This window comes from Stenotrophomonas sp. S4, assembly GCF_054187805.2.
The window spans coordinates 2,029,924-2,050,986 of the sequence record NZ_CM196188.1 but is presented as its reverse complement, the minus strand read 5'-3'; the positions used below and the strand labels follow the sequence as shown (position 1 = coordinate 2,050,986).

General features: G+C 64.3%; 23 protein-coding genes. 13 read left to right on the top strand and 10 right to left on the bottom strand.

Annotated features, from left to right (window positions below; all coding sequences use genetic code 11):
* Window positions 1-8 precede the first annotated feature (8 nt).
* On the top strand, window positions 9-1,253 hold the full coding sequence (locus ACUZUJ_RS09635) for a hypothetical protein (RefSeq protein WP_119007855.1): 1,245 nt from the start codon (window positions 9-11) through the stop codon (window positions 1,251-1,253).
* A gap of 18 nt (window positions 1,254-1,271) precedes the next feature.
* Here ACUZUJ_RS09635 and ACUZUJ_RS09630 read toward each other — a convergent pair whose 3' ends face one another.
* The 3 genes from ACUZUJ_RS09630 to ACUZUJ_RS09620 all read right to left on the bottom strand — a co-directional run bounded on the left by ACUZUJ_RS09630 (window position 1,272) and on the right by ACUZUJ_RS09620 (window position 3,504).
* Entirely contained in the window at window positions 1,272-1,772 is a 501-nt protein-coding gene (locus ACUZUJ_RS09630; protein ID WP_119007854.1) for a hypothetical protein, read from the bottom strand.
* Between the two features lie 91 nt (window positions 1,773-1,863).
* Window positions 1,864-2,451: a TetR/AcrR family transcriptional regulator gene (locus tag ACUZUJ_RS09625; protein WP_119007853.1), complete on the bottom strand. Its 588-nt coding sequence runs from the start codon at window positions 2,449-2,451 to the stop codon at window positions 1,864-1,866.
* A gap of 108 nt (window positions 2,452-2,559) precedes the next feature.
* Complete coding sequence (locus ACUZUJ_RS09620) at window positions 2,560-3,504, bottom strand: AraC family transcriptional regulator (protein WP_101766397.1); 945 nt, start codon at window positions 3,502-3,504, stop codon at window positions 2,560-2,562.
* A 108-nt stretch (window positions 3,505-3,612) separates the two neighbouring features.
* Here ACUZUJ_RS09620 and ACUZUJ_RS09615 point away from each other — a divergent pair, with 108 nt between their 5' ends.
* The gene (locus ACUZUJ_RS09615) at window positions 3,613-4,452 is read left to right on the top strand and encodes an oxidoreductase (RefSeq protein ID WP_458220249.1); all 840 of its coding nucleotides are present in this window, start codon (window positions 3,613-3,615) and stop codon (window positions 4,450-4,452) included.
* 48 nt (window positions 4,453-4,500) lie between these two features.
* Here the strand turns inward: ACUZUJ_RS09615 and ACUZUJ_RS09610 are convergent, their stop codons facing one another.
* Together ACUZUJ_RS09610 and ACUZUJ_RS09605 are read right to left on the bottom strand one after the other, a co-directional pair.
* Window positions 4,501-6,270 (bottom strand): oleate hydratase, encoded by a 1,770-nt coding sequence (locus ACUZUJ_RS09610; protein ID WP_458220268.1) that lies wholly within the window; start codon window positions 6,268-6,270, stop codon window positions 4,501-4,503.
* 141 nt (window positions 6,271-6,411) lie between these two features.
* Window positions 6,412-6,936, bottom strand: coding sequence for a GNAT family N-acetyltransferase (locus ACUZUJ_RS09605; RefSeq protein WP_101765336.1), 525 nt, complete (start codon window positions 6,934-6,936; stop codon window positions 6,412-6,414).
* Window positions 6,937-7,101: 165 nt separating this feature from the next.
* Here ACUZUJ_RS09605 and ACUZUJ_RS09600 point away from each other — a divergent pair, with 165 nt between their 5' ends.
* The 7 genes from ACUZUJ_RS09600 to ACUZUJ_RS09570 all read left to right on the top strand — a co-directional run bounded on the left by ACUZUJ_RS09600 (window position 7,102) and on the right by ACUZUJ_RS09570 (window position 11,011).
* Window positions 7,102-7,557 (top strand): SRPBCC family protein, encoded by a 456-nt coding sequence (locus ACUZUJ_RS09600; protein WP_458220250.1) that lies wholly within the window; start codon window positions 7,102-7,104, stop codon window positions 7,555-7,557.
* A gap of 10 nt (window positions 7,558-7,567) precedes the next feature.
* Window positions 7,568-7,900: an ArsR/SmtB family transcription factor gene (locus ACUZUJ_RS09595; protein ID WP_049445795.1), complete on the top strand. Its 333-nt coding sequence runs from the start codon at window positions 7,568-7,570 to the stop codon at window positions 7,898-7,900.
* A gap of 2 nt (window positions 7,901-7,902) precedes the next feature.
* The gene (locus ACUZUJ_RS09590; protein ID WP_458220251.1) at window positions 7,903-8,361 is read left to right on the top strand and encodes an SRPBCC family protein; all 459 of its coding nucleotides are present in this window, start codon (window positions 7,903-7,905) and stop codon (window positions 8,359-8,361) included.
* A 135-nt stretch (window positions 8,362-8,496) separates the two neighbouring features.
* On the top strand, window positions 8,497-8,916 hold the full coding sequence (locus tag ACUZUJ_RS09585) for a helix-turn-helix domain-containing protein (protein ID WP_049445792.1): 420 nt from the start codon (window positions 8,497-8,499) through the stop codon (window positions 8,914-8,916).
* Entirely contained in the window at window positions 8,913-9,779 is an 867-nt protein-coding gene (locus ACUZUJ_RS09580; protein WP_458220252.1) for an alpha/beta fold hydrolase, read from the top strand. Before ACUZUJ_RS09585 ends, ACUZUJ_RS09580 begins: the two co-directional genes overlap by 4 nt.
* Window positions 9,772-10,149 (top strand): DUF4180 domain-containing protein, encoded by a 378-nt coding sequence (locus ACUZUJ_RS09575; protein ID WP_119007846.1) that lies wholly within the window; start codon window positions 9,772-9,774, stop codon window positions 10,147-10,149. Before ACUZUJ_RS09580 ends, ACUZUJ_RS09575 begins: the two co-directional genes overlap by 8 nt.
* 97 nt (window positions 10,150-10,246) lie before the next feature.
* Complete coding sequence (locus ACUZUJ_RS09570; RefSeq protein WP_458220253.1) at window positions 10,247-11,011, top strand: COG4705 family protein; 765 nt, start codon at window positions 10,247-10,249, stop codon at window positions 11,009-11,011.
* On the opposite strand, the gene ACUZUJ_RS09565 is transcribed toward ACUZUJ_RS09570, so the two are convergent.
* Window positions 11,008-11,790 carry a 3-hydroxybutyrate dehydrogenase gene (locus ACUZUJ_RS09565; protein WP_458220254.1) on the bottom strand — a complete coding sequence of 261 codons (783 nt, stop codon included), beginning with the start codon at window positions 11,788-11,790 and terminating at the stop codon, window positions 11,008-11,010. The two genes, ACUZUJ_RS09570 and ACUZUJ_RS09565, sit on opposite strands and share 4 nt — an antisense overlap.
* Before the next feature lie 61 nt (window positions 11,791-11,851).
* Window positions 11,852-12,331, bottom strand: a complete 480-nt coding sequence (locus tag ACUZUJ_RS09560; RefSeq protein ID WP_158297993.1) for a tetratricopeptide repeat protein — start codon at window positions 12,329-12,331, stop codon at window positions 11,852-11,854.
* A 229-nt stretch (window positions 12,332-12,560) separates the two neighbouring features.
* On the opposite strand from ACUZUJ_RS09560, the gene ACUZUJ_RS09555 reads away from it, so the two are divergent.
* Together ACUZUJ_RS09555 and ACUZUJ_RS09550 are read left to right on the top strand one after the other, a co-directional pair.
* Complete coding sequence (locus ACUZUJ_RS09555; protein ID WP_152682156.1) at window positions 12,561-12,902, top strand: hypothetical protein; 342 nt, start codon at window positions 12,561-12,563, stop codon at window positions 12,900-12,902.
* Window positions 12,899-16,105: a zeta toxin family protein gene (locus ACUZUJ_RS09550; RefSeq protein ID WP_080347525.1), complete on the top strand. Its 3,207-nt coding sequence runs from the start codon at window positions 12,899-12,901 to the stop codon at window positions 16,103-16,105. The genes ACUZUJ_RS09555 and ACUZUJ_RS09550 overlap by 4 nt, the downstream gene beginning before the upstream one ends.
* Before the next feature lie 89 nt (window positions 16,106-16,194).
* Here the strand turns inward: ACUZUJ_RS09550 and ACUZUJ_RS09545 are convergent, their stop codons facing one another.
* Both ACUZUJ_RS09545 and ACUZUJ_RS09540 read right to left on the bottom strand, forming a co-directional pair.
* Entirely contained in the window at window positions 16,195-16,674 is a 480-nt protein-coding gene (locus ACUZUJ_RS09545) for a hypothetical protein (RefSeq protein WP_233490849.1), read from the bottom strand.
* Window positions 16,675-16,753: 79 nt separating this feature from the next.
* Window positions 16,754-17,488 carry a hypothetical protein gene (locus tag ACUZUJ_RS09540; RefSeq protein WP_049445776.1) on the bottom strand — a complete coding sequence of 245 codons (735 nt, stop codon included), beginning with the start codon at window positions 17,486-17,488 and terminating at the stop codon, window positions 16,754-16,756.
* A gap of 762 nt (window positions 17,489-18,250) precedes the next feature.
* Here ACUZUJ_RS09540 and ACUZUJ_RS09535 point away from each other — a divergent pair.
* Window positions 18,251-18,826: a 5' nucleotidase, NT5C type gene (locus ACUZUJ_RS09535; protein ID WP_458220255.1), complete on the top strand. Its 576-nt coding sequence runs from the start codon at window positions 18,251-18,253 to the stop codon at window positions 18,824-18,826.
* A 95-nt stretch (window positions 18,827-18,921) separates the two neighbouring features.
* Here ACUZUJ_RS09535 and ACUZUJ_RS09530 read toward each other — a convergent pair whose 3' ends face one another.
* Complete coding sequence (locus tag ACUZUJ_RS09530) at window positions 18,922-19,761, bottom strand: type 1 glutamine amidotransferase domain-containing protein (RefSeq protein WP_458220256.1); 840 nt, start codon at window positions 19,759-19,761, stop codon at window positions 18,922-18,924.
* Between the two features lie 96 nt (window positions 19,762-19,857).
* On the opposite strand from ACUZUJ_RS09530, the gene ACUZUJ_RS09525 reads away from it, so the two are divergent.
* On the top strand, window positions 19,858-20,781 hold the full coding sequence (locus ACUZUJ_RS09525) for a LysR family transcriptional regulator (protein ID WP_458220257.1): 924 nt from the start codon (window positions 19,858-19,860) through the stop codon (window positions 20,779-20,781).
* Window positions 20,782-21,063 lie beyond the last annotated feature (282 nt).

The following is a 21,063-nucleotide window of genomic DNA, read 5'->3' as shown; positions in this document are numbered from 1 at the left end:
GAACGGTGATGACCAACAGCTCGTACCGGAATTACCGCGTTGGCATCGGCGTGTCGCTGCTGCTGGCCGCGCTGATCGCCACGCTCTCGCTGATCGCGGTGGCTACCCCCAACCTGGGCTGGGGCGTCGTGGCGCTGGCCACCGTCGCGATCTGGGTCGGCCTCCCGCTGCTGCTGGTCCTGCTGCTGGTGTGGCTGCGCTACATGGTGCGGCAGCGCGGGCGCATGCCCGGCCGTGTACACGCGTTGATGTTCGCGCCGACCACCGCGGCCCTGCTCATCGTCCCCGTGTGGCTCTCCCTGCAACGCAGTTGGGACAGCGTTGCAGGTGGCTCGCGTGCGCCCATCGCGGAGATGCATATCAACCTCAGCGGGCACCCCCTGTGGCTGGACACCTCACCGTACGCGTCCACCGGCTCCGGCGCTGGCCCGGATCTGCCCATGCAGGGCGACACGCCCGAGCGCTTCATGGCCTTCCACCGCTACCCCAACACGCAGTCCGACGCAGACCGCGCGTTCCCGTACGAAGACGCACGCCTGAAGCGCTCCGTTGACCACTACCGCTACGCCACGCCGTCCGGAGATCGCGCCGTCACCGATGTGCCACTGGTCCGCCAGGCGTATCCGGACACCACGCCGTTCAACACCGGATGGCGCCGCACGGGCACACCAGAGCTCGTGCACCTCTATTACCACTACAGCGATCATGTGGAGGTCGCACCCACGCTGGCACGTCTCAGCGGTCTCACCGCCGACGAGCTGGAGCGCAGCCGCTTCGAAGGCCTGGTGCTGTTCAAGATCCACAACTACGGCAGCGCGCCGATCGTGCGGATGGAAGTCAATGGCACCGCACTGGATATCGGCGACAGGGCCATTGCGAGCATCCCGGTCGCGCCCGTCGATTGCACCGCCTACGGCTTTCCTGCCGGTGTCGCGCTGATGTCGCTCGACCTGCCGCTGCAGGTGCGCTGGCAGACCGTCGCTGCGCCCACGCAATGGCACAGCGCGCGCGTGCAGGTGCCCACCTTCCGGCAACCGCAGCCACTGCAGGGTCAATCAACCTTGCAGCGCGTTCTGCTGTACGTGCTGCCCGATGATGCGATGGCCGCAGAGCGCTACGCCGAGGTGTTTGACGGCGATTCGCGGCGCGGCATCAAAGCCACCGGCCTGCCGGCCAATGCTGCGGCCCACGCGCGATGTGGCAGCGCCCGCGCCACCTACGGCGAAGGCGCCGACACCGTGCTGGCTGACTGACGCCCGGCGGCGGCGCTGTCAACCACGCGCGCGTACGCTGCGCTCATGAATCATCCAGCACTGCGCCAGAAAGCCGATCGCAAACACCACCGCACACCCCAGCAGCGTCTGCTGTATCACGGGCGCCAGCGGTGCGGCGGCAACAGGGTGGCCCACCGGCAAGCGGGTCAGCGTTTCGTTCACACCCGGCACCAGCGACAGCAGGAAACTGAAGGACAGCGCGAACGTCGACAGATAGCGCGCCGAGCGTCCCAGCCAGCGTAGGCGTGCCGCCAGAACACCGCCGAACGCCACCAGCAGCACGATCACGCCGAAGGCATGGCCTGGATTGAGCCCGCCTGTGCTGGAGACGGTGAACGAGGTCGCCACCGACAGCACCAGGCCAATCAGATAAACCTTGCCCGAGCGCGTGCCGGGATCGATTGCCCGGTGGCGGATGAAGCCGTACAGGCCGGCCAGGATCGGCGCCAGGCTGATGGCGGTATGGATCGCTCCGAGAAGGGAAAGGGGATGTGCCATGGAAATCTCCATTGATGAAATAAACCTACTAGTAGGCAGGCATTGAGGGCAAAAAGAAGGCCCGCGCTGCCGCAGGCCAGTACACATCACCTCAGGCGGTCGCACTCACGCGCGCGATCGCCAACCGCGCCAGCGCCGAGAACGTCGCCGCATCACCCAAACCACGGGCCGCCAGCATCGCACCGTGCACCGACGACATGAACGCCTTGGCCTCGTCTACAGCCGAACCCTGCAACTGCAGTTGACCCATGGCAGCGCCCTTCTCCAGGGTCACCGCCAGCCAGCCGCTCAGGTCCTCGAAATGGCCGCGCACTTCCTCGGCGATCTCTGCCGGAATCATCGGCGCTTCGGCGGCCAACATCGCGCAGATGCAGAACGACGACGTGCCACCTGCGATGCAGCTGGACCAGTAATCCACATAGGCGTTGAGCTCCTGCAGCGGGTCATCCAGCTGCCGGTCCAGCAGCGCCAGGCCTTCGCGCGCCTCGGCTCGGTAAAGCTCAACCACCGTGCGCACCAGGTCCGCCTTGCTGGGGAAATGGTGATGGATGCTGGCCTTGCTGATGTTCACCCGTGCCGACACGTCGGCATAGCTGAAACCGTTGTAACCACCGGCTTCCAGCAGCGATCGGGCATGCGCCAGGATCTCCTGGGCCTTTGGCGAGAGCGACTCTTTCATGAGTCTTAACCTACTAGTAGGTAGGCCTCCTGTCAACCACTCAGATTCCCTGGTAGTGCCGGCCGCTGGCCGGCATGTCGAGAACGCCGGGGAAACCCCGGCGGCCACTCAATGCGAAGACACGTACAGCGCATCCGCTGGTGGCGGTGGCAGCGCAAAACTCCGCCGCATCCGCGCCACCTCGGCCGCCGGCGGCAACGCGAACAGACGCTTGAACTCGCGGTTGAACTGGGACGGGCTGGCATACCCCACCGCCAGCGATGCAGCCTCGGCGGTCATCGCCTGCCGCAGCATCAGCAGCCGCGCCTGGTGCAGGCGGGTGGACTTCACGTACTGCATCGGCGACGTACCGGTAATCGCGCGGAAGTGGTCGTGGAAGGTCGCCACGCTCATGCCCGCCTCGGCCGCCAGCCGGCCCACGTCCAACGCAGTGGCATATGAGGCGTGGATCGTACGCAGCACCCTGCCGATGCTGCCGAAGCGGCCGCGCATGGCCAGCGCCTCGCGCATCGCGCCGCCCTGTGCCCCGGTCAGCACGCGGAAGTACACCTCACGCACCAACGCCGGCCCGAGCACGGCAGCCTCCAACGGGTCAGCCAGTGCCTCCAGCAGGCGTAGCACCGTGGCCTGCATCGGCGCCTGCATCGGGCTGGACATCATGCTCTGTGCCGGTGCCTCCGATGTGTCCACCTGTTCCCCCAGTTCAATCAGCAGGTCTGCCGCCAACTGCAGATCCAGATGCAGGTAGATCGCCAGCAGCGGCGCCTCTGCAGAAGCATCGGTTTCCATCGTGAACGGGACCGGCACCGAAACTGCCAGGTAGTGCTGCGCGTCGTACTGGTAGACCTGCTCGCCCAGGTAGCCGCGCTTCACGCCCTGGCAGACGATCACGATGCCGGGGTCATACAGCACCGGCGTGCGTGCCAGAGGCCGGTCGGAGCGCAGCAGCCGCACCCCCGGCAGCGGCGTGAGCGTATAGCCCTCCTCCACCGCCAAAGTCTGCAGCAGGCCGACCATGCGCGCCTGCATCTGCCGTCGCAGGGAATCGACCACCGGCACAGGCACCCCAGAGAAATAGGCAAGAATGGCCGAATCCTAGGCCTGTGGTGGGCACCGTTCAAGCACTAACGTGCAAGCCCTGTCCACCATGAGCGCCTCCCCATGTCCCCGTTCCGCCTTCTCCTCATCACCGGCGTCAGCAGCGGCTTCGGCCGTGCCCTCGCCCAGCAGGCACTGCTGGCCGGCCATCGCGTAGTCGGCACCGTGCGCAACGAATCCGACCGCCAGGCGTTCGAAACGCTGGCGCCCGGCCGCGCATTCGGCCGCCTGCTGGACGTCACCGATGCCGATGCCATCAATGCGCTCGTCACCGATATCGAAACCAACGTTGGCAGCATCGACGTGCTCGTCAACAACGCAGGCTACGGACACGAAGGCATCCTCGAAGAATCGACGCTGGCCGAGCTGCGGCACCAGTTCGAGGTGAACGTGTTCGGCCCGGCCGCGCTGATCAAGGCCGTGCTGCCGCACATGCGCGCGCGCCGCCGTGGCCACATCCTCAACATCACCTCCATGGGCGGCTTCATCACGATGCCCGGTATCGCCTGGTACTGCGGCAGCAAGTTTGCACTGGAAGGCATCAGCGAAGTGCTTGGCAAGGAGGTTGCGCCGTTCGGTATCCATGTCACCGCCGTCGCGCCGGGCTCCTTCCGCACCGACTGGGCAGGCCGTTCGATGGCGCGGGCACCGCGCAGCATTGAAGACTACGACGCGCTGTTCGATCCCATCCGCAGCGCGCGTGAGGCAAAGAGCGGCCACCAGCTCGGTGATCCGGTGAAGGCTGCGCAGGCCATGCTGCAGGTCATCGACAGCGACGCGCCGCCCAGCCACCTGCTGCTGGGCAGTGATGCACTGCAGCTGGTACGGGCGAAGCTGGCGTCGATGGCCGGCAGCATCGATACCTGGGAACATCTGAGCCGTTCGACCGACGGCGCGGTTTGAGGCCCGGAGGCAGCTGATGTCTTCATCAACTGCCTTCATTCCACCCGCTCAGTCCTCCTGCACCAGCTTGAACTCGCGAAGCAGGCCACCGATCTGGGTCTTGTCCAGCTTGTTCATCAGCAGGTTGCGCAGGAACGCCGGGCCAGGAATATCCAGCTCCTTGCCATCGCGCAGGCGACCGGTCGCCGCCAGCAACGAGCGCACGTCATAGGTGGAATTGAACACCTCCGGCACGCCGCGTTCGATCCCCAGCAGGGTGTACACCGCTTCCATCGGCGTGCGCACCGAATACTCGGTGGTAAAGATGCAGTCGCGCTGCTTCGATTCGGCAAACTGGCCGATGAAGGCGAAGTTCACCGCCCCCTCCGGCACCACGTCCGGGCGGTCACCGGCCTGGCGCGGCATGAAGAACGCGGTGATGTACGGCATCATCACCGGCACCGTCTTCGCGCCGGTCGCCGCCAGTTCATCGATTTCTTCCACCGGCACGCCGAGGTGATACAGCCACTCGCGGGTGATCTCCTCGCCGGTGCAGTCCTGCATCGGCTTCTTTACGTAATCGCCAGGCGTATCGACGAACAGTGAGTACACCCAGACCACGATCTGCTCCTTGGGCTGATTCTTGAAATGCGGCTGGCGGTTCACTGTCCAACTCATCAGCCAGCGCGAATCGCGCACGCTGACGATGCCGCCGGTCACCACCTTGCCACTGAACGGGTCGCGCTTGGCGATCTTCTGGATGTAGGCCGGAATGCGTGCATCCAGCGTGGTGACCGTCGCCGACTCCCACTTGGTCTGCGGAATGTGCGCACCGAACACGTCCGGGCGCCCGAACGCTGGATCCCTGGCAGCAATGCGACGCCACAGGTCCCAGGCAGGCGCCGGCCCCTCATTCAATCGCGCAGCCGTGTGGTGATCGCCATTGTCCGAGTTCTCGGTCAACGAACCGACCGTCATGAACACAAGGTCATCCGCGCCCAGATCCACGTCACCGGCTACACCGTCACGCGTCCAGTGGATGCGCGTGGCCTGCTTGCGGCCGGCCGCCAGATCGAAGTCGACATCGGTCACCTCGGTCCCGTACTGGAACACCACGCCCTGGTCCTGCAACCACTTCACCAGCGGCAGCACCAGCGATTCGTACTGGTTGTACTTGGTGAACTTCAGCGCCGAGAAATCCGGCAGGCCACCGATGTGGTGGATGAAGCGATGCAGGTACAGCTTCATCTCCAACGCCGAATGCCACTCCTCGAACGCGAACATGGTGCGCCAGTACAGCCAGAAGTTGCTGTCCAGGAAATCACGGCCCAGCACCTCGTCGATGCGCTTGTTCTCCATCTCCTGCCGGGTGGCCAGGAACAGCGCGATGATGTCCTTCTGCGCCTGCTCGGTCAGGGTGAACAGGCCGTCGGTGTGCGCATCCTCGCCGCGATTGATCGTGGCGCGCTGCAGGGAGTAGTTCGGGTCGTCCTTGTTCAACCAGTAGAACTCGTCCAGCACGCTGGCATCTTCAATCTCCAGCGACGGAATCGAGCGGAACAGATCCCACAGGCACTCGAAATGGTCTTCCATCTCACGGCCGCCGCGGATCACGAAGCCCTTTTCCGGCACCCTCAGGCCATCCAGCGCACCGCCGGGAATCTGCTGCTGCTCAAGGAGGGTGATGCGCTCACCGGCCATGCGGCCATCGCGCACCAGGAACGCGGCACCGGCCAGCGAGGCCAGGCCCGAACCGACAAACCATGCCCGCTTGCCATCGACACCGGCGGGCTTGCGCGGGCGCGCGAAGGCTTCGTAGTTACCACTGCTGTAGTACATGCGCTGCTCCTTCCTGGAGGGGGTCATCAGGAACCCGCAGTGGAATGACACAGCCATTCCATGCAGGTCATGGCCCTACTCTAGCGCCGAACCGATGTACCGTTTCCTGCACGCACGCTGCGACCGAATGACGCAGCCACTTCAGAGCTGTCGCCCCAGCAGCATGCCCGGCCAGCCATCCACGTTGAACGGCGCGATGCGCGTATAGCCGCAGGACTCATAGAAGCGCACCAGATCACCGTTGCCACCGCCGTAGCAGTCCACGCGCAGATGGTCGAGCCCGGCAGCCCGCGCCTGCTCATCCGCAAAGGCCATCAGGCGCCGGCCGATGCCACGCACGCGCACGTCACGCGATGCCACCAGTACCCGCACATACAGTTCCGGGCCGGTGGGCGCAGGCACATACGGCATCGACTCGCCCAGCGCCAGGAATGCGCGCACCACGCCGTGCTCGTTCCGGGCAACCCATGCACCGGGCAGCGCGCAGGCTTCGGTCACCTGGGTGATCCGGCGCGGCATCATCGACCACGGCTCACTGCCCCATTGCTGCAGGTTGCCGATCGACACGAACCATTCGATCACCTCATCGAACAGCGCCAGCACCGCGGGGGCATCGGCCTCGCTGGCACGGTGGATGTTCAAGATGTCCTTTCCAGCTTCAGTCATGCATGCACTCCCTGACGTTCCGTAGATCCAGTAGTGCCAGGCCATGCCTGGCAGGTGCCCAGTGTATTGATTCAGTCCCCTTCCACCGGATTTGACATGCAGGCATTTACCTGCATATAGTCCACTCAAGGGCGGCGCCTGCCGGCCCATCGCGAGGAACCCGCAATGGTGGATATCGCACACAGGGTCGGCATCAAGGCCCCCGCAAGTCAGGTGTACCAGGCCCTGGCCACCCCCGAAGGCGTCGCCGCCTGGTGGGCCGAAGACACCCAGGGCGACCGTGAGGTCGGCGGCACGGTCAAGGTACGTTTCACGAACAACGGCCAGGAAATCGGCGCCATGGAAATGAAGCTTGAGCAGCTTGTTCCAGGCGAGCTCGTGCTGTGGCGGTTCCTCGCCGGCCCTGCCGAATGGATCGGCACCCACGCGCGCTTCGTGCTGAAGCAGGAAGGCGACTACTGCATCGTCCTGTTCACCCACGAGGGCTGGAAAGAGCGCGTCGAGTTCACCTCCCACTGCAGCACCAAGTGGGCGGTGTTCCTGATGAGCCTCAAAGCCCTGCTGGAGACCGGCAAGGGCCAGCCCAACCCACACGACGTCAGGATCGACAACTGGAATTGAAGACATCCCCATGGCGGTAGACAACGTGCGCGACGCAGACAAGGTCTTCAAGGCACTGGCCGATCCCACGCGCCGGACGCTGCTGGACCTGCTCTGCGAGCACAACGGCCAGACCCTGGGCCAGCTGTGCGACCACCTGGACATGGCCCGGCAATCGGTCACCCAGCACCTGGGCCTGCTGGAAGACGCCAACCTGATCAGCACCGTGCGCCGTGGCCGCGAGAAGCTGCACTTCATCAACCCGGTGCCCCTGCATGAAGTCTACGAGCGCTGGGTACGCAAGTTCGAGCAGCAGCGCCTGAGCCTGCTGCATGACCTGAAACGAGAACTGGAAGGAGAATGACGATGTCCGCAGCGTCCACCCGCTTCATCCACGTGATCTACATCGCTTCCACCCCGCAGAAGGTGTTCGAGGCCATCACCCGCCCCGAGATCGCCAGCCGTTACTGGGGCCACGAAAACGTCTCGGACTGGAAACCCGGCTCGCGCTGGCAGCACGTCCGCGCCAACGAAACGCGCTCGGTCGAACTGGTGGGCGAGGTGGTGGAAAGCACCCCGCCCTCACGGCTGGTCATCACCTGGGCCGCCGCCTCGCAGGCAGAGAACCCGGACGCCTACAGCCGCGTCACCTTCGATATCGTGCCCTACCAGGACATGGTGCGCCTGACCGTCACCCACGACGAACTGGAACCGGGCAGCGGCATGGATACCGGCATCCGTCAGGGTTGGCCGATCGTGCTGTCGAGCCTGAAGTCGCTGCTGGAGACGGGCAAGGGTTTGGATGTGTTTGCGAAGCCAGCGTAGTCGTCGGGATGGTTGGCCCGCGCGAGCGGCACCGGGCAGATGGCCCCCCGGTCGCCGCCGCCGCGCAATACCAAATCGCTCCCACAAATTGCATTTCATGGAACAATAGGGAGCACATGGTTCTCGAGTTCCGATATGTCCCCCGCGTTGCTAACTGTCGAACAGGCTGCCCAGCAGCTCAGCCTGCACCCCAAAACCGTCCTGCGGCATATCCGTAGCGGCCAACTGCGCGCGACCCGCATCGGTAAGTCCTATCGCATCACCGCTGAAGACCTCGACGTGTTCACCGGCACCGTGCGTGAGCCCTCCGCTGCGCGCCCACAGCTGACCACGGTAGTGGATATTCCCGGATGCGGTGCGGCACGTGCCGCCGACTTGGTCCGTGCCCTGCATGCGCGCGTCACCGGCCGCGAGGCCGACGATGAGCCGCTGCGCATGGAGACGATCTATTCGCCTGAGCACGATGTGCTCAAGCTGATCGTGATCGGTGGCCTGGCAGGTTCCACGGCGCTGCTGGTCAGCCTGCAGCGTCTGCTGCAGGACCACAGCGCATGAAGCGGCAGCGCCCCGGCATTCCCACGCAGCGCGTACTTGCCGCCTACCGCCAGGTGCTTTCGGACTGGCCGGTACCACACGAATCGCACCATCTCGCCACCCGCGCCGGTTCGACATTTGTGGTCAGCTGCGGCTCCGAACACGGCCCTGCCCTGGTGCTGCTGCATGGCACCCTCAGCAATGCCGCCAGCTGGATGTTCGATGCCGCACGTTGGAGCGAGTACTACCGCGTGCATGCCGTCGACATCATTGGCGAACCAGATCTCAGCGAAGGCACGCAACCAGCGCTGGACAGCGATGCGCATGCGCGATGGCTGGATGATGTCCTCGACGCACTCGGCGTGCAAAGCGCTGCATTCGTGGGCCTGTCGTTCGGCGGTTTCCTGGCAATGGATTACGCGTTGCGAAGGCCTGCCCGGGTCAACGCACTGGTCCTGGTCAGCCCCTCGGGTATCGGGCGCCAGCGTGCATTCCTGCTCAAGGCGCTCCCATTGTTGCTGCTTGGCCGATGGGGGCGCGAGCGCCTGCGCCGTGCGGTCATGGGCCCCGCGCCACTGCATGCACCTGCACGTGCGCAGCCGCTGCTCGACCTGCTGGCATTGATCCGTGCCGAGGTCCGGCCACGTCCGCTGCGCATTCCCCGCATCAGCGACGAGCGCTTGGCTACGTTGCATCCACCGGCAGCCCTTGTCATGGGCGCGCGTGATGCCCTCATCGACACCCCTGCCGCCGCCGAACGCATGAAACGGCTCGTCCCGACGGCGGACGTCACCCTGCTGGCAGACGCCTACCACTACATCCCCGGCCTGCGCGAAGACATCCTCGCCCGGCTGCGTCGACTGCAGAGCCTCCAGCATGAATGATTCCATTGAGTACATCGGCACCACCCGTATCCTGCGCACCGAGACGCAGGGCCCCGCACTGGACGGCAACGGCCTGCGTGATCTGGTCGGCGACGCCCTCGGGCACCAGGCCGAGTGGATTGCCGTGCCGGTGCAGCGCCTATCGCCGGACTTCTTCGAACTGCGCTCCGGCATGGCCGGTCAGTGGCTGCAGATGCTGGTGAACTACCGCCTGTGCTTCGCCGTGCTGGGCGATGTCAGTGCCTACCGCGCGCAGAGCGAGTCGCTGGACGCATGGATCACCGAGTGCAACCGCGGCCACAACGGCTGCTTCGTTGCCCACTGGGATGCCCTGCTGGCTCGCCTTTCGGCCCCCGCCAGCGCGGGCTGAATGTCAGCCCCACACTCACCCTCACCGAACCCGGTTCCGACCGCACTCCGACGCCGCTCGCCACAGCATCACCCGCAGGCTCCCCAGGCGACGTTCGATGAGTGCTTCAGACGCAGATTCCCTGCACAGCAAAGTGGCGGCAGTCACCCTCGGCTTCTGGGTGATGAAGATCGCCGCCACCACCCTCGGCGAGACCGCCGGCGACCTGCTGTCAATGACGCTCAACCTCGGCTACGTGGCCAGCTCGGCCATCCTGCTGGCGATCTTTGCCGGCCTGCTGGGCATGCAACTGTCGGCGCGGCGCTTCCACCCGGTGCTGTTCTGGTCGGTGGTGCTGGCGACCAGCACCGCCGGCACCACCATGTCCGACCTGATCGACCGCACGCTCGGCCTGGGCTACGCCACCGGTGCCAGCCTGCTCGCCGGTTGCCTGGCGCTGGTGCTGTTGGCCTGGCGCCTGTCTGAAAAGTCGATCTCGGTCAGCAACATCGCATCGCGCCGCGCTGAAGGCTTCTACTGGACCGCCGTGCTGTTCTCCAACACGCTGGGCACCGCATTGGGCGATTTCCTCGCTGACGATTCCGGGCTGGGCTTCACCGGCGGCGCGCTACTGATCGGCAGCCTCATCGCGCTCACCGCGCTGGCCACCCGCATCAAAGGCATCAACCGGGTCATCCTGTTCTGGATCGCCTTCGTGCTCACCCGCCCGTTCGGTGCCACCTTCGGCGACCTGCTCACCAAGCCGCTGGAAAAGGGCGGCCTCGGCTTCGGCACGGTGGGCTCGTCGCTGGTGCTGTTCACCATTCTCGCCACGCTGGTCGCGCTGCCGATGCTGCAGCGGCGCGCGCAACCCGCCAATTAGCGGGCCGTCCAGCCCCCATCCACCGGCAGCGCCGTGCCGGTGATCTGGGCCGCAGCATCCGAGGCCAGGAACACCACCATCTCGCCCAGTTGCTCGGGCGTCACGAACTGCAGCGAGGGCTGTTTCTCGGCCAGCAACGCGCGCGCGGCGGTCTCTTGATCCGTACCCTCGCGCTCGGCCAACGCAGTGATCTGCTGCTCGACCAGCGCGGTACGCACCCAACCCGGGCAGATCGCATTGGCGGTGATGCCGGTGCCCGCGTTCTCCAGCGCGGTCACCTTGGTGAACCCCACCACGCCGTGCTTGGCCGCCACATAGGCCGACTTGTTCACCGAGCCGACCAGCCCGTGCACGGATGCGATGTTGATGATGCGACCGGCGCCCTGCTGCTTCATATGGGGCAAGGTCGCCGCCGTTGCATGGAACACCGCCGAGAGATTCAGCGCCAGGATCGCATCCCACTTCTCTACGGGAAACTCGTCGATCGATGCGGTGTGCTGGATACCCGCGTTGTTCACCAGGATGTCGATGCGCCCCATCGTCGTAACAGCGTGGGCGATCATGTTCCGCACCGCCTCACCACGGGACAGGTCTGCGCCATCATGCGCCACCCGTACGCCGAACTCGGTTTCCAGTTTGGTACGGATACGTTCGATCTCCGCCGCATCGCCGAAGCCATTCAGCACAATGTCGGCGCCCTGCCGCGCCAGCGCCGTGGCGATGCCAAGACCGATACCGCTGGTGGAGCCGGTGACCACCGCAACCTTTCCACTGAACATGGGCAAGCTTCCATCGGGCGTAGGCAGCCAGTGTAACGTCACCGGCCCCCGCACCCACGTTCTACGCGTCCACGCCCAATGAATACGCCAACAGGAACTCCCTGGCGTACTCATTCCCACCCTGCGCCGAAGCGCGGATCAGGTACACCGCACGTGGCACGTCCCTGGCCACACCCTTGCCATGGAACAGCGCCAGGCCAAACTCGTACATGGCCGACGGATACCCGGCCTCCGATGCCCGCTCAAAATGCGCGGCCGCCCGCGTGACGTCCTGCTCAACGCCGTCACCCATCAGCAGGCATAGCCCCATCGAGTAGATGGCCGGGATGTAACCCTTCTCTGCGGCTCGCTTGAGGGTCGCCAAGCTGTCCGCCTCGGCGTGTGCGTCGTCCTTGCCAGCAGGTATCGAAGAAGAAAGGAACAACGCTTCGGCACAGCCACGCGCAAGAGGCGGAGCGAGCAGCCGCCGCGCCGCCGCAATGTCACCACGGTCGAGCACCGCATCGAAGTCAGTCGTGAGCTGGGTGGGCATGTTCGTCATGGCGCAGGCTTCCTTCCTGTTTGCGGGCATCCATTCGCCCCATTGGGATTATGCATGCGCAATGCCGTGCATTCCTCCAGCCCACGAGGAATGGCGACCCAATGATCTGACTCGTGGGCCAAATCGACACAACCCATTTGCCTATACGTTGTCGCAAATAGCATTGGACCCACCAAGGCATGTGGGGATATTCTCGAATCTACGTGGATCTGCCCAAAAGGTGACAATCTTGACCCTTTCCTCTCCGCCCGTTCCAGCCAAACTCCGGGAAATGCTCAAGGACTATCCGGAACATATCGAACGACTGCAGGAAGTACTGAATCGATCAGCCGAACGATCACGACAGATTCCTTTAATGCCGTTCGACGACGCGATCTCTGCATTGGAAGGCAGGCTCGGAACGTTCATCATGGAGGCACGGAGTGAGCGTGCCGCTGCCGAAGCGGCTGGGAATCCCCAGGATATTGCCAATGCACTTGAAAAAGAACGGTTAATGCTTAGGGCGCGCCTACAAAGCCAATGGATAGGAGATGAGTCGATGTATTCCTATTTTCAGGAGCTAGAGCGTTGAGTTCAGCCGATTGGAGCCTCGCGCCCCAGGCGCATGCGCAGGTGTTTGCGGACAAGGTGCTTCCCCATAGTGGTCTGGACAGTACCACTCCTCAGGAGCACCCCAAGGCAATTGTACTCGCTGGACAGCCAGGCGCAGGTAAGAGCGGGGTTGCCGGTGCTGCGATTCGAGAGCTTGCTGGTGATGCCATTCCCATCGATCCCGACGCGCTGCGGGAGATGCACCGTGACGCTCCGCAGCTTGTCCAGCAGCACCCATACACCTGGTCAGGGCATACTCACAGCGATGCCAGCCAATGGGCCAAAGAGCTGCGATCCCTGGCAGTCGAGGGCCACAGGAATCTCATCCTCGATACGACACTAGGAAATGGCGACGCCGCAGTTAATCTGATCAAGAATCTCCAGGCCAAGGGCTACGAAGTGGAGATTCGGGGAGTTGTCGCACATCGGTTGGAAAGCGAGCTTGGTGTCGACCGAAGGTTTACTGACAAGCTGGACGACGAAGGCTTCGGCCGCTACGTCCCCGAAGACGTGCGCAAACACGTTTACGAAGCCTTGCCCGGAAATCTGGACAAAGTCCAGGCCGAGACCGGCATCCAGATTCGACTCTACAGTCGCGAAGGCGCTCAGGTTTATGACAGCCATAGCGATACCCGCCTACCGGGCGCAGCGCTGGAAGCCGAACGCGAAGCTCGACTGAAAGACCCTCGAATCACCCAATCATTGCGCGATGGCTGGCGCGCACAAGGCCGCTGGCACGCCGAGCTTGGGGATACCCTGCCCCACAACACAAAGGTCAGCCCACCAACAGCGGCAGCCGTTCTCGATGAGCGCGCAACGCTCAAGGTTGTTGAAGGCATAACGCCCAACATCCAGGAAGCACGCGGCATCGACCACACCATCCGCGTGCGTCCAAACATGGTGCGGGGTGCCGTCATCGGTGGCGCCGCAGCGACGGTCCTTGAAGCCGCCACGGAAGGAACAAGGATTGCCGACCTGTACGCGCGCGACAACCGGACGGGCGCGGAAGCCGCGCTGTTGGACTTCGGGGCACGCAGCGTCGGCGGTTGGACCGGCGCGGTGGTGGGCGCCAAGGTTGGTACGCTGCTGGGCATCGAGTCCGGCCCCGGCGCTATTGTCACCGGCATCATCGGTGGCGGGTTGGGCGCGTGGGGTAGCAGTGAGATCGTCGACTGGATCGAGAAATACCAGATCAATAACCAAGCCGACAGCACCGGCAGAATCTGGACGTTTGACCCGGCGCATCCTGAAAAGGGCTGGACGCACAGCGAGCGGGAAATCATAGGCACCGTCGGCACCCTTGCGGATCGCCCGATATACGGCGCAACCACGTTGCTCACGGCCGATGCCGAACTGACCCAGCAACTGAACTACCAGGCGTCAAGCCGGGCTGTCGGGCTGCGGCTGTCCGAGCCGGATCAACCGATCAATCCCTTCAGCATTGCAGGCGACGCCAGCGATACACCCAGCTCCCTTCCGCGTTCCTGGGAGCGCAACCCGGAGAACGGCGAATGGCGGCGCGAGGTCGTCCATCAGGTCCTCGAGCACGGCATCAAGAACACCACAGTAGAAGTGGCCGATGCCACCAAGGCCGCCCAGCTTGATGAAGCCGCACAGGGCATCATGGCCTTCAACGCCGCCCGCAGCTCGGCGGCCTTTGCCAAGCAGTTTGAGGAGGCCTACTCCGCACAAGGGTGGTCCCAGTACGGACCGATTCCGGATGAAGTGATGTGGGCCCGCGAGCATCCCGATCACGTACTCGCCTCCGACGGGCGCACCTATCAGCGCCAAGGCGATGGTGAGTGGCTGCATGACGGCTGGATCTACGACTCGCTGGCCGAGGGCAACATCCGCGACGAGTTGAACCGAACCTATCCGCAGATTCACGCCATCCAACAGATGGAGGCGCCCGTACCCGGCGCCCACGAACGTAGTATCGAGGCATTGACCGCCAACGAGCGCGATGCCCACGACCAGGCCATGCAGGAAGCCAATCGACTGGGTGTCGCTGCACCGCAGGCGCAGCAGATGGCCGCCGCTTCCGTGGCTGAGGTTCGCGGCGAGCACGCCGAAGAGCGCCTGACCCCGCAAGCGGTGATCAATGCGCACACTGATGGGCATACTGCACCGCCACCCAGCGCGCCGCCTCTGGCGCAGGAACACCGCACCTCTACGCCTGCAGCTCCAATGCCATCGGATCGTACGGAAGCCGTACAGGAACCTGCTCGCCGTGAAGCACCACGACCGGAGCCGACCGCAGTCGCAACGCCGCCGGCATCGAAAGAGTCAAGCGAGCGGCAAGCGCATACCGAGGCAAATCCTCCCGCGCCCCCGATGCCGGCTGTACCTGTGCCATCACCCGGCACTCCCTCCGCTGAGCGATCTCCCGCCCAGCCGGAAGTGAGTACATTACCTCCGCCGGATGTCGAGCACCCCGATCCCAAGCAGGAGGCCGTTGCGACTCACACCCACTCCTCGGTCTCGTCGATCCAGACCGAAGTAGCTGACGCCGCGCCGGTTACTGCTCGCCTCCACGAATTGGAAGCAACGCCCGCGCCGATCCATTCGGAGTCAGACGTTCCAGCCAACCCCGCAGCAGCCGAGCCCGCTGCACCCGAGCTGGCAACAGACGCCGCGCCCAAGGTCTCGGAGCACGAGCCTCCTTACACGTCGCCACCCGTGGAAGCACCGGTAGCACCGCCCCCGAGCGCAACGGCCCAGCGAGAACCCGAAGCACCGCCCGCGCCCCTGCTACCCACCCAGCCTGAGCATCCCGATCACGCCCTCTACCAACAGGTACGCGAAGGCGTGGCGACGCTGGATGCAAAGCACGGTCGCACCTTCGACGAAGCCAGCGAGCGCATGACCGCCAGCCTGCTGGTGCTGGCCAAGGACAACGACTTGGACCGCGTCGACCACGTGCTGCTGAGTAACGCCACAGCAGACAAGCCCGCCGGACATACGCTGTTTGTGGTCCAGGGCGAGCCCAGCGATCCCGCACACCAGCGCGCCGCAATGCCGACCGAGCTGGCCGCGCAGACCTCAGTCGAAGAATCAATGCAGCAGTACGACGCCGTCAGCCGCGAAGCGCAGCAGCGCGCCATCGCCAACCAGCTTGAGCAGCAGCTGGAAGACCAGCGCGTGCAGCAGGATATCCAGATCCGCGCCGCCAGCATGGGCTGATAGGGTGAAACACTGCCGAAATCATTCACAACAACCCGCCCTCCTGGCCCCTCTGTTTGCCAATCAGCGCCGCTGATATCGCCGCACAATCAGAAGAACAGACTCGCTCGCTCAACGGTCGCGAGCGGATTGGCCTTCCGCAGCGCCTCCAGAAAGAGCAGAAAGTCGCGGTTGAACAGCGTCAGGTTGTTGGTGAACGTCACGCACTTTCTGCCCGACGCTTTGCTGAAGCACACCTGCCAGACATAGCGCCCGTAGATCCTGTCTGAGGTGCGTGTGACCGAGGTGATCTGCGAGAGCGGAACGGCCGTAGGCACCGGACCACGCCGCAGGTAGAAGGACTCCGCATCAAAGAAGTAGTGCTCGCGATCCTCTTTTCCATCCACCATCACCAGGGTCATGGACCTACCGGAAATCCGGCGAGGTGGATTCAAACGCAGCGCTGATCCCAATGCAGAACGCGCGGTCGCTGACATTCGCCGAAGGGTGAACCAGAGGATCACCAACGGAAGTGCCGCGAGGACAATGAAGCCTACGGTCTTCAAAACAGTTTCCAGCGTGCTGGGCACACAGATCTCCAGGATGAACTTTCAGGCGATGCCCAAGTAGATCCACGCCACGCGTGGATGGCTGTCCCTCAACGCCCCATCACTTCCAATGATCCGGCCCCAAAAACGGCAGGCTCAACACAAACACCGGAACCGCCACCGGCACCAGAGCCGCGCCCAGCACCTTCCCAGCCGCCGTCCCCACACCCGGCTTGTCCTCCCTCTCCGGCAGGATCCGCTGCGCCCGCGCACTGATCGGTTGCGCCAGCTTCCCCTTCTCCGCCAGCGCAGCAGCATCCGGCAACCTCACCCGCTCGCCGTCGCCCTCGAACAGCGCGCTGTAATAGCTGCCGCCCTTCTTTGAAAGATTGCAGGCACGGTCAAACGCCAACGCGTAGCGGCTCCGGTCCTGCGGCAGGTAGTAGCGCGCACGCTCATCCACATACTTCGCCTCGCGCGGGAGCACTTCAATCCGCTCCAGCTTGAACTGCGCGGCCTGTTCCGGCGTCACCTGCTCCGGCCGCAGCAGCAGCGCATAGCTGCCGTGCACCTTGGCCTTGTTGGCCGGGTCGCGCCAGTCCTCATGGAAGTACATCTGCGCGCAGGCCACTGCCTCGCGCAGCGGGCTGTCCATCAGCGCCCGGTACTCACGGAACGGCGCGGCATTGAAGCGCATGGGCTCCTCAAAGCGCGGCAGCAGGTACAGCTGGCCGTCGTCGGCCACGAATGCGCCGGTGATTTCGCGGCTTGAGGCGTGCTCCTCCGGGCCACTGGCACAGCCGGACAGCAAGCCAAGGCACAGGGCGGAGAGAATGAAGTGGATGGACGTTCGCATGTCGTGTTCGAGGGCTTCCCTGGGAAAACGGCCCCGCCCGGAAGGACGAGGCCAGTCCGCCATGGTGCCACGGCAGCCCCGCCATGCCCAATCGAACGACTGGAGATCGAGCGGCTTCAGGCCGCTCGCGCTGATCAGCCGCAACCAAGGGCATGTACAGCACACACGCGCTCCGACATGATGATCGCGCGGGTCGGCGTGCTATATTGAGTCGGCCTGAGCATCCATCTTCTGTGGCGTCCTTGGATTGAGTCCGGACCGAGCGCAACAGGTATATCCCCGTTCGGCCTATCCGTAGCACTCGGGGATTATCCAATCACCAGCGCGCCAGATTGCTCCTTGGTTGGCGAAATGAGCCAGTGAGTGCGGGCCGTGCGTCTTGGCCAGGAGCCAGAGCAGCCACTCGGCAGGCATTTGAAGAAGCGCCGCGATATATACCGCATTTCAAGCTTGCCGATTACGGCATCAGCCGGGCGGCGTCGCCGTGATGCGATGCCCATCTCGGTTTCAATTCCGGCCGGTAGTGTCCGTAGTGTGTGGTTACGGCGCGGCGCACTGTCCCGCTGCAGCAGCGCCTGATGGACCCAAAAGGCACTCTGGCGTTCCGCGTTGGCGGGGGTTGCAGGCCATCACCCTTTCGCCCTGGACCGACGCCAGCGGCATCGCAATTGCTGCCATGTCTGTCGCAATCACCAAGCACTTTGCCCCGCTACTGGGGAACCGATGAAGAAGAAAGCCCACTCTTGAGAGGAGAACGCTGTAATGAACGCTGATGATGTGAAGTCAATACCGATGATGGACCCACTCGCGAAGCAGCGCACAGATGGATCGAGTGCATCCAGACGCACCATCTACGTAGATCTTGATGGCGTAATGGCCGACTTCGACGCGGCATTCCCCGCTCTGTTTGGCTTGGACCACCGCGTGCTTGCCGACGATGAAATGTGGGGGCACATCAACAACCACCCGTCATTCTTCCGCGACCTTCCGCCGATGCACGGTGCAGTGGAGTTCTTCCACAGCATCCACCACTTGAACCCGGTGATTCTCACCGCCTGCCCGAAATCGAACTATCCACTCGCTGCCATGCAGAAGCGGCAGTGGGTTCGCGAGCACCTGTCAGCGACCTGCCTGGTGTTGCCTGTGCTTGGCGGCAGGCACAAGCCTCTCTTCATGCACCAACCGGGCGATGTTCTGATCGATGATTTCGAAGCGAACTGTGATGCCTGGACAGCGGCGGGAGGCGTGGCGATCAGGCACTCCGGCGATTGGGCCGTAACGCGTCACGCGCTTTCCGAGATAGAAGATCTGTCAGCAACAGCGGTCGTGGCGGGCTGATTCTTCCCGCAACGGCCACGTTGATGTTTCCATAGACAGGCCGACGCGCTGGCCCCTCGGCCCTCAAGGCTGACAGCCCGCTTTGCAGCCCCGCCCTACTTCAACCGCTCCACCAACCGCTGCCCCACCTCCAGCGCAGAAGCCGGGTTCTGCCCGGTAATCAACTCACGGTCCACCACCACATGCCCCGTCCACGGCGTGGCATTGCTGCTGAACTTCGCACCCGCCCGCTGCAACGCCGTCTGCGGGTAGAACCTCATCTCACCGCCACCCAGCAACGGCTTGGCCTGCTCTTCTTCCTGGTTGCTGATCACCGTCATCTGGTAGCCGCTGTAGATCCACTTCGGCGTAGCCGGCATCGCACCCGCGTCCAGCTTCGCCACGAAACCACCGGCATCCGGCAGCGTGGACAGCAGCGCGATCGGCCCATGGCAGACCAGCGCGGTGGTCTTGTTGCGCTGGTGGAAGTCGGCCAGCAGCCGGCCCAGCGCCGGGCTCTTCAGCAGGTCCTGCATCGGCGCGTGGCCACCGGGAATGTAGACCGCATCGAAATGCGCGTAGCCCTGCTGCTCGATGCGCGCCAGGCTGACCACCGGCGAGGCCGTCGGCGAGGTCAGCGCCAGTTTCTCCAGCAGGTCCTTGTGCAGCGTCAGCTGCGCGGCATCGTTGCCGAAGTACGCCGGCGTTACCGAGGACGCATCCACCGTGGGCGCCCGCCCCTGCGGCGTGGCAAACGTCACCTCGTGGCCGGCGTCCAGCAGCAGCTTGACCGGCTGCATCAACTCGTTGAGATAGAAGCCGGTGGACAGCACCTTGCCGTCCTTCAGGTCCAAGTGGTTTTCGTCGGACAGCACCACCAGCACGTTGGCGGCCTGCGCGCCGGTGGCAGCCAGGGTCAGGGCCAGCCCTGCGGCCAGTCGGGTCATCAGGTTCATGGGGAGCTCCTATCGGGGAATGGCGGCCACTTTATTCATCGCCCCAGCGGCGATAAATTGGTCACATCGCAAAACATCTGTTCCCCGGAGAGCCAAATGAGCCGCAAGTTCGACTACCTGGGCGACGTGGAGGTGTTCCTGGCGGTGGTCGAGCACGGCTCGTTCACCGCCGGCGCGGTGGCGCTGTCCACCACGCCCTCGGTGCTGAGCCGCGCGGTTACCCGCCTGGAAGCGCGGCTGGGCCGGCAGCTGCTGCAGCGGACCACCCGCCGCGTGGGCCTGACCGACGCCGGGCGGCTGTATCTGGAACAGGTGCGCACCGCCTTCGGCCTGCTGGACGACGCCGAGCGCGACGTACTGGCCCAGGACGGCGCGCTGGCCGGCCGCGTGCGCCTGAGCGTGCCCACCACCTATGGCCACTACCGGCTGCCGCCCGTGCTGGCGCGCTTTGCGCAGCAGTACCCGCAGGTGCAGGTGGAACTGAACATCACCAACCGCAACGTGGACCTGGTGGCCGAAGGCTTCGACCTGGCCATCCGCCTGGGCCAGCTGCCGGACAGCGGGCTGGTGGGGCGGAAGCTGGAGGATGCGCCTTTGGTGCTGGTGGCTTCGCCGGAGTACCTGCAGCGCCGCGGCACACCGCAGACGCTGGACGACCTGCAGCAGCACCTGTGCCTGCCCTTCGTGATGCCGCGCACCGGGCGGCTGGCGCCGTGGATCTTCCGCGACGGTGGACGCGACGTGGACTGGCTGCCGCGCTCGTCCATCGAGACCTCCGACGATGTGCTGGGCGTGGTGTCGCTGGCCGAACAGGGCATCGGCATCTGCCAGAGCTATGCGTTCATCGTGCGCGAGCGGCTGCAACGCGGGCAGCTGGTGGAAGTGCTGCCGCAGCTGCGGGAAAGATCGCGGCCGTTCTCGGTGATCTATGCGCCGCATCGGCGGCAGTCGGCGGCGGCGCGGGCGATGATTGAGTTACTGGTGGGGAATGCGGGACCTACTGAGGATGGCGTCGGTTGAGGCTACGAGAGCTGCTGATGGTGTCGGGTTTGAACCGATATTCGAGCTGTGCGACTGATCGCGCGCCGCTTCTTGGCGAGTCGGATTAAGAGCTGTTGCAAAGAATGCCGTCGCGCTATTCGCTTGTGGCGTAGGCGATTGCGCCACTTTGATTCGCTATCAGCAGAGCAACTGCGCGAATGCATCCGGCGGTGTCGCGTGCTGCACGAATGGTGCGTGCAACAATAGTTCTTCGCTCTCGAATTCCACTTCGTGTTCGCCATTTTCTATTGGCGTTCGAAG